The sequence below is a fragment of the Streptomyces griseosporeus genome, assembly GCF_014656055.1.
Taxonomy (GTDB): domain Bacteria; phylum Actinomycetota; class Actinomycetes; order Streptomycetales; family Streptomycetaceae; genus Streptomyces; species Streptomyces griseosporeus.
This window is the reverse complement of the sequence record NZ_BNBR01000009.1, coordinates 310761-323716: the sequence shown is the minus strand read 5'-3', so window position 1 is coordinate 323716 and position 12956 is coordinate 310761. Positions and strand designations below refer to the sequence as shown.

8 protein-coding genes are annotated in these 12956 nt (G+C 71.1%); 5 read left to right on the top strand and 3 right to left on the bottom strand.

The features are described 5' to 3' along the window. Window positions 1-184 precede the first annotated feature (184 nt). A complete protein-coding gene (gene gltB, locus IE308_RS34825; RefSeq protein WP_190220992.1) occupies window positions 185-4777 on the top strand; it encodes a glutamate synthase large subunit in 4593 nt (1530 codons plus the stop codon). Beyond that, entirely contained in the window at window positions 4770-6233 is a 1464-nt protein-coding gene (locus IE308_RS34820) for a glutamate synthase subunit beta (RefSeq protein WP_110627559.1), read from the top strand. The genes gltB and IE308_RS34820 overlap by 8 nt, the downstream gene beginning before the upstream one ends. A 103-nt stretch (window positions 6234-6336) precedes the next feature. Here IE308_RS34820 and IE308_RS34815 read toward each other — a convergent pair whose 3' ends face one another. Both IE308_RS34815 and IE308_RS34810 read right to left on the bottom strand, forming a co-directional pair. Then, entirely contained in the window at window positions 6337-7242 is a 906-nt protein-coding gene (locus tag IE308_RS34815; RefSeq protein WP_190220949.1) for a chitosanase, read from the bottom strand. Between the two features lie 19 nt (window positions 7243-7261). Then, a complete protein-coding gene (locus tag IE308_RS34810) occupies window positions 7262-8224 on the bottom strand; it encodes a rhomboid family intramembrane serine protease (protein ID WP_229909356.1) in 963 nt (320 codons plus the stop codon). Window positions 8225-8375: 151 nt separating this feature from the next. On the opposite strand from IE308_RS34810, the gene IE308_RS34805 reads away from it, so the two are divergent. Both IE308_RS34805 and qcrB read left to right on the top strand, forming a co-directional pair. Beyond that, a complete protein-coding gene (locus IE308_RS34805) occupies window positions 8376-9101 on the top strand; it encodes a vWA domain-containing protein (protein WP_190220947.1) in 726 nt (241 codons plus the stop codon). 90 nt (window positions 9102-9191) lie between these two features. Then, window positions 9192-10841 carry a cytochrome bc1 complex cytochrome b subunit gene (gene qcrB, locus IE308_RS34800; RefSeq protein ID WP_190220946.1) on the top strand — a complete coding sequence of 550 codons (1650 nt, stop codon included), beginning with the start codon at window positions 9192-9194 and terminating at the stop codon, window positions 10839-10841. 28 nt (window positions 10842-10869) lie between these two features. Here qcrB and IE308_RS34795 read toward each other — a convergent pair whose 3' ends face one another. Beyond that, window positions 10870-11340 carry a MarR family winged helix-turn-helix transcriptional regulator gene (locus IE308_RS34795; RefSeq protein ID WP_190220945.1) on the bottom strand — a complete coding sequence of 157 codons (471 nt, stop codon included), beginning with the start codon at window positions 11338-11340 and terminating at the stop codon, window positions 10870-10872. Window positions 11341-11483: 143 nt separating this feature from the next. Between IE308_RS34795 and IE308_RS34790 the strand changes: the two genes are divergently transcribed. Then, window positions 11484-12923 (top strand): MFS transporter, encoded by a 1440-nt coding sequence (locus tag IE308_RS34790; protein WP_190220944.1) that lies wholly within the window; start codon window positions 11484-11486, stop codon window positions 12921-12923. Window positions 12924-12956 lie beyond the last annotated feature (33 nt).

Genomic DNA, 12956 nt, shown 5'->3' with positions numbered 1-12956 from the left:
TCACCCCGCCACACCCCCCGCGGCGTCCGCATGCTGGAACGGAGTATCCGGTTCCCGAGAACCGCTCCATCATGTAACCTGCACGAAATTTTGCGCCCGGTTCATTCCGGGTGCTTCACATCGCAGAGGGCCAACGTCGTCCCTCGGCACTTGCACATGCCACATGACGACGACGGGAGAGCCGATGCGTACGCCGCGCCAGCCGTCCCAGCATTCCGCGAATGGCCAGAACTGGTCCTTCATGGATGCTCGCCCTGCTGCGCAGGGTATGTACGACCCCCGCAACGAGCGCGACGCCTGCGGCGTCGGCTTCGTCGCCACCCTCACCGGCGAGGCGTCCCACGCGCTGGTCGAGCAGGCCCTGACGGTCCTGCGCAACCTGGAGCACCGCGGTGCCACCGGCTCCGAGCCGGACTCCGGCGACGGCGCGGGCATCCTCTCCCAGGTCCCGGACGCCTTCTTCCGCGAGGTGGCCGGATTCGAGCTGCCCGCGGCCGGCGGTTACGCCGTCGGTATCGCCTTCCTGCCGGAGGAGGGCACCGAGGAGACCGTCGCGCAGATCGAGGCGATCGCCGCCGACGAGGGCCTGACCGTCCTCGGCTGGCGCGAGGTGCCCGTCGCGCCCGAACTGCTGGGCGCCACCGCCCGCTCGACGATGCCGGCCTTCCGCCAGATCTTCGTCACCGACGGCGCCAGCACCGGCATCGACCTGGACCGCAAGGCGTTCGTGCTGCGCAAGCGCGCCGAGCGCGAGGCGGGCGTGTACTTCCCGTCGCTGTCCGCGCGGACCATCGTCTACAAGGGCATGCTGACCACCGGCCAGCTGGAGCCCTTCTTCCCCGACCTGTCCGACCGCCGCTTCGCCTCCGCGATCGCGCTCGTGCACTCCCGGTTCTCCACGAACACCTTCCCGTCGTGGCCGCTCGCGCACCCCTACCGCTTCGTCGCCCACAACGGTGAGATCAACACCGTCAAGGGCAACCGCAACTGGATGCGCGCCCGCGAGTCCCAGCTCGTCTCCGACCTGTTCGGGGACAAGGAGCTGGACCGCCTCTTCCCCGTCTGTACGCCGGACGCCTCCGACTCCGCCTCCTTCGACGAGGTCCTGGAGCTGCTGCACCTCGGCGGCCGTTCGCTGCCGCACTCCGTGCTGATGATGATCCCGGAGGCGTGGGAGAACCACGACTCCATGGACCCGGCCCGGCGCGCCTTCTACCAGTACCACTCCACGATGATGGAGCCCTGGGACGGCCCGGCCTGCGTCACCTTCACCGACGGCACCCAGGTCGGCGCCGTCCTCGACCGCAACGGCCTGCGCCCCGGCCGCTACTGGGTCACCGACGACGGCCTCGTCGTCCTCGGCTCCGAGGTCGGCGTCCTCGACATCGACCCCGCGAAGGTCGTCCGCAAGGGCCGCCTGCAGCCCGGCAAGATGTTCCTCGTCGACACCGCCGAGCACCGCATCATCGAGGACGACGAGATCAAGGCGCAGCTCGCCGCCGCCGCTCCCTACGCCGAGTGGCTGGAGGCCGGCGAGATCGAGCTGAGCGACCTGCCCGAGCGCGAGCACATCGTCCACACCCACGCCTCGGTCACCCGCCGCCAGCAGACCTTCGGGTACACCGAGGAGGAGCTGCGCGTCATCCTCGCCCCGATGGCCCGCACCGGCGCCGAGCCGATCGGCTCCATGGGCACCGACTCGCCGATCGCCGCGCTCTCCGAGCGCCCCCGGCTGCTGTTCGACTACTTCACCCAGCTGTTCGCGCAGGTCACCAACCCGCCGCTGGACGCGATCCGCGAGGAGCTGGTCACCTCCCTGCGCTCGTCGCTGGGCCCCGAGGGCAACCTGCTGGAGCCGAACGCGGCCTCCTGCCGCTCGGTCACCCTGCCCTTCCCGGTCATCGACAACGACGAGCTGGCCAAGCTCATCCACATCAACGCAGACGGCGACATGCCCGGCTTCAAGGCCGCGACCCTGTCCGGCCTGTACCGGGTGCACGGCGGCGGCGACGCCCTGGCCGCCCGCATCGACGAGATCTGCGCCGAGGCCGACGCCGCCATCGAGAACGGCGCCCGCCTGATCGTCCTGTCGGACCGCCACTCCGACGCCGAGCACGCGCCGATCCCCTCGCTGCTGCTCACCGCGGCCGTACACCACCACCTCATCCGCACCAAGCAGCGCACCCAGGTGGGCCTGCTGGTCGAGGCCGGCGACGTCCGCGAGGTCCACCACGTGGCCCTGCTCATCGGCTACGGCGCCGCCGCGGTCAACCCGTACCTGGCCATGGAGTCGGTCGAGGACCTGCTGCGCGCGGGCACCTTCCTCGACGGCCTGGAGCCCGAGAAGGCCCTCAAGAACCTGATCTACGCCCTCGGCAAGGGCGTGCTGAAGGTCATGTCCAAGATGGGCATCTCCACCGTCGCCTCCTACCGCGGCGCCCAGGTCTTCGAGGCCGTCGGCCTGGACGAGGCCTTCGTCGAGAAGTACTTCAACGGCACCGCCACCAAGATCGGCGGCGTCGGCATCGACGTCATCGCCCAGGAGGTCGCCGCCCGCCACGCCAAGGCCTACCCGGCCTCCGGCATCGCTCCCGCGCACCGCGCGCTGGAGATCGGCGGCGAGTACCAGTGGCGCCGCGAGGGCGAGCCGCACCTGTTCGACCCGGAGACGGTCTTCCGCCTCCAGCACTCCACGCGCACCGGCCGCTACGACATCTTCAAGAAGTACACCGAGCGCGTGAACGAGCAGTCCGAGCGCCTGATGACGCTGCGCGGCCTGTTCGGCTTCAAGACCGGCCGCGGCCCCATCCCGATCGACGAGGTCGAGCCGGTCTCCGAGATCGTCAAGCGCTTCTCCACCGGCGCCATGTCGTACGGCTCCATCTCGCAGGAGGCGCACGAGACCCTCGCCATCGCCATGAACCAGCTGGGCGGCAAGTCCAACACCGGTGAGGGCGGCGAGGACCCGGAGCGCCTGTACGACCCGAAGCGGCGCAGCGCCATCAAGCAGGTCGCCTCCGGCCGCTTCGGCGTCACCTCCGAGTACCTGGTCAACGCGGACGACATTCAGATCAAGATGGCCCAGGGCGCCAAGCCCGGCGAGGGCGGCCAGCTGCCCGGCCACAAGGTCTACCCGTGGGTCGCCAAGACCCGTCACTCGACGCCGGGTGTCGGTCTGATCTCCCCGCCGCCGCACCACGACATCTACTCCATCGAGGACCTCGCCCAGCTCATCCACGACCTGAAGAACGCCAACCCGCAGGCCCGCATCCACGTGAAGCTGGTCTCCGAGGTCGGCGTCGGCACGGTCGCGGCGGGCGTGTCCAAGGCGCACGCGGACGTCGTGCTCATCTCCGGCCACGACGGCGGCACCGGCGCCTCCCCGCTGACCTCGCTCAAGCACGCGGGCGGCCCCTGGGAGCTGGGCCTCGCCGAGACCCAGCAGACGCTGCTGCTCAACGGCCTGCGCGACCGCATCGTCGTGCAGACCGACGGCCAGCTGAAGACCGGCCGTGACGTCGTCATCGCCGCGCTGCTCGGCGCCGAGGAGTTCGGTTTCGCGACCGCGCCGCTCGTCGTCTCCGGCTGCGTCATGATGCGCGTCTGCCACCTGGACACCTGCCCGGTCGGCATCGCCACCCAGAACCCGGTCCTGCGCGACCGCTTCTCCGGCAAGGCCGAGTACGTGGTGAACTTCTTCGAGTTCATCGCGCAGGAGGTCCGCGAGCTGCTGGCCGAGCTGGGCTTCCGCTCCATCGAGGAGGCCGTCGGCCACGCCGAGGTGCTGGACGTCGAGCGCGCGGTGGACCACTGGAAGGCGCAGGGCCTGGACCTGGAGCCGCTGTTCCACGTGCCCGAGCTGCCCGAGGGCGCGGTCCGCCACCAGGTCATCGCCCAGGACCACGGCCTGGAGAAGGCCCTGGACAACGAGCTGATCAAGCTGGCCGCGGACGCGCTGGCCGCCGAGAGCGCGACGGACGCACAGCCGGTCCGCGCCCAGGTCGCCATCCGCAACATCAACCGCACGGTCGGCACCATGCTCGGCCACGAGGTGACGAAGAAGTTCGGTGGCGCGGGCCTGCCCGACGACACCATCGACATCACCTTCACCGGCTCCGCCGGCCAGTCCTTCGGCGCCTTCGTCCCGCGCGGTGTCACGCTGCGCCTGGAGGGCGACGCGAACGACTACGTCGGCAAGGGCCTCTCCGGCGGCCGGATCGTGGTCCGCCCGGACCGGGCCGCCGACCACCTCGCCGAGTACAGCGTCATCGCCGGCAACACCATCGGCTACGGCGCCACCGGCGGCGAGATGTTCCTGCGCGGCAAGGTCGGCGAGCGCTTCTGCGTCCGCAACTCCGGCGCGCTGGTCGTCTCCGAGGGCGTGGGCGACCACGGCTGCGAGTACATGACCGGCGGTCACGCGGTCGTCCTCGGCGAGACCGGCCGCAACTTCGCGGCCGGCATGTCGGGCGGCGCCGCCTACGTGATCGACCTGGACCGCGACAACGTCAACGTCGGCAACCTGGACGCCGTACAGGCGCTGGACGAGGCCGACAAGCAGTGGCTGCACGATGTCGTCCGCCGCCACCAGGAGGAGACCGGCTCGACCGTGGCCGCGAAGCTCCTGGCCGAGTGGGACACGGCCGTCGAGCGCTTCAGCAAGATCATCCCCAGCACGTACAAGGCAGTGCTCGCCGCCAAGGACGCCGCCGAGCGAGCCGGTCTCTCCGAGTCCGAGACCCACGAGAAGATGATGGAGGCGGCGATCAATGGCTGACCCGAAGGGCTTCCTGAACCACGGGCGCGAGGTCGCCAAGTCCCGCCCCGTCGAGGAGCGCGTCAAGGACTGGAACGAGGTCTACGTCCCCGGCTCCCTGCTGCCGATCATCAGCAAGCAGGCCAGCCGCTGCATGGACTGCGGCATCCCGTTCTGCCACAACGGCTGTCCGCTCGGGAACCTCATCCCCGAGTGGAACGACTACGCCTACCGCGAGGACTGGTCGGCCGCGCAGGAGCGCCTGCACGCCACCAACAACTTCCCGGAGTTCACCGGCCGCCTGTGCCCGGCGCCCTGTGAGTCGGCGTGCGTGCTCGGCATCAACCAGCCGCCGGTGACCATCAAGAACGTCGAGGTCTCCATCATCGACAAGGCGTGGGAGACCGGGGACGTCGCCCCGCAGATCCCCGAGCGCCTGTCCGGCAAGACCGTCGCGGTCGTCGGCTCGGGCCCCGCGGGCCTGGCCGCCGCCCAGCAGCTGACCCGGGCCGGCCACACCGTCGCCGTCTACGAGCGCGCGGACCGCATCGGAGGCCTCCTCCGCTACGGCATCCCCGAGTTCAAGATGGAGAAGCGGCACATCAACCGCCGTATCGAGCAGATGCGCGCGGAGGGCACCCGCTTCCGCACCGGCATCGAGATCGGCCGCGACCTGAAGGCGACGGACCTGAAGAAGCGGTACGACGCCGTGGTCCTGGCCGTCGGCGCCACCACCGCCCGCGACCTGCCGGTCCCCGGCCGCGAGCTCAAGGGCATCTACCAGGCGATGGAGTACCTGCCCCTGGCGAACAAGGTCCAGGAGGGCGACTTCGTGGCGCCCCCGATCTCGGCCGAGGGCAAGCACGTCGTCGTCATCGGCGGCGGCGACACCGGCGCCGACTGCGTGGGCACCGCCCACCGCCAGGGCGCGGCCTCGGTGACGCAGCTGGAGATCATGCCCCGCCCGAACGACGACCGGGACAACGTCACCCAGCCGTGGCCGACCTTCCCGATGCTCTACAAGGTCACCAGCGCGCACGAGGAGGGCGGCGAGCGGGTCTACTCCGTCTCCACCACCCACTTCGAGGGCGACGAGGACGGCAACGTCCAGTGGCTGCACCTGACCGAGGTCGAGTTCGTCGGCGGCAAGCTCACCCCGAAGCCGGGCACCGAGCGCAAGATCCCCGCCCAGCTGGTCACCCTCGCCATGGGCTTCACCGGCACCGACCGGGAGAACGGCCTGGTGGAGCAGTTCGGCCTGGACCTCGACGAGCGCGGTAACATCGCCCGCGACGCCGACTTCCAGACGAACGTGCCGGGCGTGTTCGTCGCCGGTGACGCCGGCCGCGGCCAGTCCCTCATCGTGTGGGCGATCGCGGAGGGCCGCTCGGCCGCCCGCGGCGTCGACCGCTTCCTGACCGGGGCCAGCGACCTGCCGGCCCCGATCCGCCCGACGGACCGCGCGCTGGCGGTCTGACGGACAACCCAAGAACGTCCCGTACAAAGGCGTACGGAACACTGACGGCGCCTGCCACTGTCCCCGACCGGACCTGGCAGGCGCCGCCGCATGTCCCCGGTGCCTACGGCAAGCGGTACGTCTCCCCGTACACCGACCACACCAGCGGGGTGCGCAGGTCCAGGTTGCCGTCGGCCAGGAAGCGCCGCTGGGCCGTGTCGATGCGGGACGTGTCCAGGGTGGCCCGGCGCTGCTTCATCGCGGTGCGGCGCACGTCCAGGAACGCGTCGAGGTAGGCCTTCTCGTCGCCGCCCTCGGCCGGGGGCTTCGCCTTCTCCCGCGCGCGGTCGCGCAGCACGTAGAAGCCGTCCGCCTCGATGCCGGGGCCGTGGAAGACCATCGCGTCGTAGTACACGAACTGGCCCAGCGTGCCGAGGCCGTCGAGCTTGGCGAGGCGGACGGCCGGGTCGAAGTAGACCCGGTCGCGCTCGGTGTCCTGCGCCTCGCGGAACGCGGGCAGTCGCGCCTCGGCCTTCCACGCGGCCGGGAAGCCCGGGTCCAGGCCCTCGTGCGAGTCGCTGCCGTCGACCTTGCGCAGCGCGGGCAGGTACTTCTCCAGGCCGTTGCCCGGGTGGGCCCTGGTGTAGTTCTCCACCAGGGCGAGCAGATCGTGCGTGCCCGTGCAGAAGCCGATGATGCCGGCCGTGTAGCCGCAGCCGTCGCCGATGTCCTCCACCGAGCCGTAGGCGCCGCGCCAGTCCAGCGTGGAGTTCTCCGCGCTGGAGACGATCTTCTGGGCCAGTTCCTTCGCGGCGGGGGCGGCGAGCCCGGGCGGGGCGTCGGCGATCACCTGCTCGTCCTCGGACCGCTTCGAGGCGCCCGAGGCGCGCGCCTTGGCGTCCTTCAGCTCCTGGGAGACGGACGGGCCGTTCGCGGCGCCGGAGTCGGCGTCGTCGGGGCCGAGGACGTAGAACACCCCCATCGCCACGACGGGCACGGCGGCGAGGACCAGACAACCGATACGTTTCATCGCAGTCACCGCGGCCCGGTCAGGCCGCTCCTCCCGTCAGTCCGACAACCTTGCCCCACGCGCACAGCACGAGCAGCGCCAGCAGCGTTGCACAGGCCGCGGCCTGCACCAGCGCGCGCCGGCCGCTGCGGGGAGCGTACGCGTACGCCGCCGTGACCACGCCGCCGGCCAGCAGACCACCGAGGTGGCCCTGCCAGGAGGCGAAGCCCGCGGAGACCACCATCCACAGCAGCAGGCCCGCCATGTACCGGTTGACCGAGGCCATGTCCGCGCCGAGCCGGCGCGCCATCACGTAGTAGGCGGCACCCAGGCCGAACACGGCCCCCGAGGCGCCGACCGTGAGCTGCTCGGGGGCGATGAGCAGCACGAACACGGAGCTGCCGAGCGCCGACAGCAGATACAGCGCCAGATAGCGGACCCGGCCGAGCTGCGCCTCGACGACCCGGCCGAGGTTCCACAGCGCCACCATGTTCATCACGATGTGGACCACGCCGAACGGGGTGTCCGTCGCCGGCAGGTGCAGGAAGGCGCCGGTCAGCAGCCGGTACCACTCGCCGGCGACGACACCCTCGGGGCGCAGCAGGTCGGTGAGCGCCGGGTCGTAGAGGTAGTGCGTCCCGTCGGTGTCGACCAGATGGGCGCCCAGCATGCCGAACCGGTCCACGACGGCGGGCCGTACCAGCTCCGCCAGATACGCCAGCACGTTCAGGGCGATGAGCGTGTACGTCACCGCGGGCACCGCCGAGATACGGCCGCCGAAGGCCGTACGGGCCTGCCGCACCGAGCGCATGCCCTCCTTCACGCACTCCACGCACTGGTGGCCGACGGCCGCCTCGCGCATGCAGTCCGGGCAGATGTAGCGGTCGCAGCGGATGCAGCGGACGTATGTCTCCGCCTTGGGGTGGCGGTAGCAGGTCGTGACGGCGGGCGCGGGCGTCCCGGTGGACGCGGAGGGTTCAGCGGTGGACTCGGACGGTTCCACGGAGGCCGGCTCCTTGGCAGGTGGGGCGGGGGACGGTGAGCCGGTGGGGACGGCGGCGAACAAAATAGCGAACACCTGTGGAGTCGCTGAGCGCTGGGGTCCGTGTGCCGTAGTCTCGGCTGCCGGTGACGTGTGCGAAGGGGGAGGCCGCATGGCCGCGATCAGTCTGACCAAGGTGGAGGAGACCGCGCCCGCGCTGGTCAGCCTGTACAAGAGCGCCGGGGTCTCGCTGACCAAGCACGGGCTGGACGGCCTGCGGGCCGCCGTCTACCTCGTCGTCGACTACTCCGGCTCCATGAAGCCGTACTACGGCGACGGCAGTGTGCAGGCGCTCGCCGACCGGGTGCTCGGTCTGGCCGCGCACCTCGACGACGACGGGAGCGTGCCGGTCGTCTTCTTCTCCACCGACGTCGACGCGGTCACCGAGATCGCCCTCGCCGACCACCGGGGCAGCGTCGAGCGGATCGCCGCCGGTCTCGGCCACATGGGCAAGACCAGCTACCACCTCGCCATGGACGCCGTGATCGACCACTACCTCGACAGCGGCGCCAAGGAACCGGCCCTGGTCGTCTTCCAGACCGACGGCGGCCCGATCAACAAGCTCGCCGCCGAGCGGTACCTGTGCAAGGCGGCACCGCTCCCGCTGTTCTGGCAGTTCATCGGCTTCGGCGACCCGCACAGCAAGCAGTTCGACTTCCTGCGCAGGCTCGACGAGCTGGCCGTACCGGACAAGCGGGTCGTCGACAACGCCGGCTTCTTTCACGCGGGCGCCGACCCCGGGAAGGTCTCCGACGCCGAACTGTACGACCGCCTCGTGGGCGAGTTCCCGCAGTGGCTGGCGACGGCGCGGGCCCGGGGGATCGTCCGGCCGGCCTGAGCGGCGGTCACTCGCCCGGCCGCCTAGACCGTTGGCCCGGGCGCGTCCGCGTGCCACCCTGAGGGAGACCCCACGGGGAGGCGACGACGGATGGACGACGGCGCACGGCCGGTGGACGGACGCTCCGCGCGCCGGGGCGCGCCCGGACGCGGGGAACGGCTCGCCGACTGGGCGGACGGCCGGCTCGGCGTCTACGCCCTGGCCAAGTCCCAGATGCGCAAGGTGTTCCCGGACCACTGGTCCTTCATGCTGGGCGAGATCTGCCTCTACAGCTTCCTCGTCCTCATCCTCACCGGCGTCTGGCTCACCCTCTTCTTCGAGCCGAGCGCGGTCGACGTCACGTACCACGGCTCCTACGAGCCCCTCAACGGCGTGATCATGACCCGGGCGTACGAGTCGACGCTCGACATCAGCTTCGAGGTGCGCGGCGGGCTGCTCATCCGGCAGATCCACCACTGGGCGGCGCTGGTCTTCGTCACCGGCATGCTCGTGCACATGATGCGGGTGTTCTTCACCGGCGCCTTCCGCAAGCCCCGCGAGATGAACTGGCTGTTCGGCTGGACGCTGCTGATGCTCGGCATCATCACCGGCCTGACCGGCTACTCGCTCCCCGACGACCTGCTGTCCGGCACCGGCCTGCGCTTCGCCCACGGCGCGGTGCTGTCCGTGCCGATCGTCGGGACGTACCTGGACTTCTTCCTCTTCGGCGGCCAGTTCCCCGGAGAGGGCTTCATCTCGCGGCTCTACCCGGTCCACGTCCTGCTGCTGCCGGGGATCATGCTCGGCCTGGTGGTGGCCCATCTGATCCTGGTCTTCTACCACAAGCACACCCAGTACCCCGGCCCCGGCCGCGACCAGCGGACCGTGGTGGGCATGCCGTTCATGCCGGTCTACATGGCGAAGGCCGGCGGGTTCTTCTTCCTCGTCTTCGGCGTGCTGACGATCATGGGCGCCGTCGCGAGCATCAACCCGGTGTGGGCGTTCGGCCCCTACCGGCCGGACCTCGTCACCACCGGCGCCCAGCCCGACTGGTACCTCGGCTTCTCCGAGGGCCTGATCCGGGTGATGCCCGGCTGGGAGATCAACGCCTTCGGACACACCCTGGTCCTCGGGGTCTTCATCCCCTTCGCGCTGTTCCCGCTGGTCATGCTCGCCATCGGCGTCTACCCCTTCGTCGAGGCCTGGGTCACCGGCGACAAACGCGAGCACCACGTCCTCGACCGGCCGCGCAACGCCCCCGTGCGCACCGGGCTCGGCGTGGCCTGGCTGACGCTGTACGTGGTCCTGCTGATCGGCGGCGGCAACGACATCGTCGCCACCCATCTGCACCTGTCCATCAACCTGATCACCTGGTTCGTGCGGATCGCCGTGTTCGTCGCGCCGCCGCTCGCCTTCTTCGTCACCAAGCGGATGTGCCTCGGCCTGCAGCGCCGCGACCGTGACAAGGTGCTGCACGGCAGGGAGACCGGCACCATCAAGCGGCTGCCGAGCGGCGAGTACGTCGAGATCCACGAGCCCCTGACGCAGGCGCAGCTGTTCACCCTCACCCAGCACGAGCAGAGCCGGCCGTACGAGATCGGGCCGCTCGTCGACGCCAACGGGGTACGCCGGACGGTACGCCCCTCCCAGCGGGTGCGGGCCCGGCTGGCCCGGGTCATGTTCGGCGACCACAGCCACATCCCGAAGGTCACGCCCGAGGAGTACCGGGAGCAGCTGACCGCAGGGGAGGACCGGCACTGACGGCCGGGTCGCCTCCGTCGGCCCCGCCTCAGTCGGCGAGGCGGGCCGCGGCCTTGCGCTGGGCCTCGGCCATCACGGTCAGGAAGCGGATCACCGTCTCCAGTTCGTCCGTGCCGAACTGCTCGCACGTCTCGACGATGTCGCGCGCCCAGTCCTCGAAGAACACGGCGAGTTCCCCGATCCTCTCCCGGTTCAGCTCGACCAGGACGCGGCGCTTGTCGGTGGGGTGCGCGACGCGCCGTACGAACCCCTTGGCCTGGAGGCGGTCCACGAGGCCGGTGACGGACGCCGGTGCCAGTCCGGTCAGCCGCGCGAGGTCCTTGGCGGTGAGCGGCCCCTGCCGCTCCAGGTAGTCGAGCGTCTTCTCCTCGGTGGCGTTCAGGCCCTGCTTGGCCGCGACCGCCGAATGGAACATCACCGTGACGGCGCTGTGGGCGCGCCCCACCTCCATCAGCCGGGCCAGGGTCGCGGCCCGCCGTTCTTCCTCGCCCGTGGTCATGCGGCTCAGGCTAGCAAAAATTTCGTTCGGTCGAACTAACTACTTGCGGGCGCGGTCGTCCGAGTGCAACTATTTCGTTCGGTCGAACGAAATAAATCCACCTCTCTCCGATCGACCCCTCTCCGAGCCCTGGGGGACCTCCCATGACCACGCCTCTGACCGCCTCCCGCCCGCCCGCCGCACCGCGGCCCCACCCGCGCCGCTGGGCCGCCGCCGCCGTGATGATGGTGGCCGCCCTGATGGACCTGCTGGACGTCACCATCGTCAACGTGGCGATCCCGTCCGTCGGCCGCGACCTGCACGCCTCGCCCAGCGACCTGCAGTGGCTGGTCTCCGCCTACCTGCTCGGCTTCGGCGCCGCGCTGATCGTCTCCGGGCACCTCGGCGACCGCCTCGGCCGCCGCGCCCTCTTCCTCACCGGCACCGCCGGCTTCGGCCTGGCCAGCCTCGCCTGCGGCGTCGCCCAGACACCGGGCCAGCTGATCGCCGCCCGCGCCGTGCAGGGCGTCATGGCGGCCGTCCTGGTACCGCAGGTGCTCGGCTCCTTCCGCACCCTCTTCCACGGCAAGGAACGGGGCGCCGCCTTCGGGATGTACGGCGCCGTCGCCGGCTTCGCCTCCGCAGTGGGGCTGCTGCTGGGCGGCGTCCTGACCGACGCCGACCTGTTCGGCTGGGGCTGGCGGTCGGTGTTCCTGGTGAACGTGCCGGTCGCGGCCGCGACCTTCGCCGCGGGCCTGCTGCTCGTCCCCGCCACGAGGGAACGCTCCGCCGGCCGGCCCGACCTGCCGGGCAGCCTGCTGCTCGCCGCGGGTCTCGTCGCGATCGTGCTGCCACTGGTCCAGGGCCGGGAGAACGGCTGGCCGGTGTGGGGCTGGGCGTGCCTGACCGCCGGCGTGTGCGCGGTCGTCGCCCTCGGGGTCTACGAGGCACGGCGGCCCGCGGCCGGTACGACCCCGCTGCTGCCCGCCCGCGCCTTCCGCCTGCCCGCGTTCTCCGTCGGCGCCCTGGTCCAGCTGCTCTTCTCGGTCGGCATGCAGGGCTTCTTCCTGGTCTTCACCATCTGGCTGCAGGGCAGCGAGGGATACACGCCGATGCAGGCCGGCGTGCTGATGGTGGCCTTCTCCGCGGGCGGCTTCCTCACCGCCCCCGTCGCCGACACCCTCGCCGTCAGGTACGGCCGTACGGTCCTCGCCGCGGGGGCGCTGCTGATGGCCGGCGGGTTCGGCTGGGTGTGGGCCGCCGTCGAGGGCGCCGCCGCCGCGCACACCGGGGCCTGGCCGCTGGTGCCCGGTCTGCTGGTCGCCGGCGCCGGCCTCGGCTTCCTCGTCGTGCCGCTGGTCAACGTCGTCCTGTCCGCCGTGCCCGCCGACCTGGCCGGCGGGGCGTCAGGCATCTTCTCCACCGCCCAGCAGTTCGGCGGGGCGCTCGGCGCGGCCGTCTTCGGCACCCTGTTCTTCGGCCACGCCGACCAGGGGCTGACCGACGCGCTCACCTCGGTGATGCCGTGGGTGACGGCCGCCTTCCTGGTCTGCGCGGGGCTGTGCGTGGCGCTGCCGCGGCGGGCGGTGGCCCACCAGGAGTGAGCCGGCGCGGGGGAGGGGCGCGACCCCAGCGGG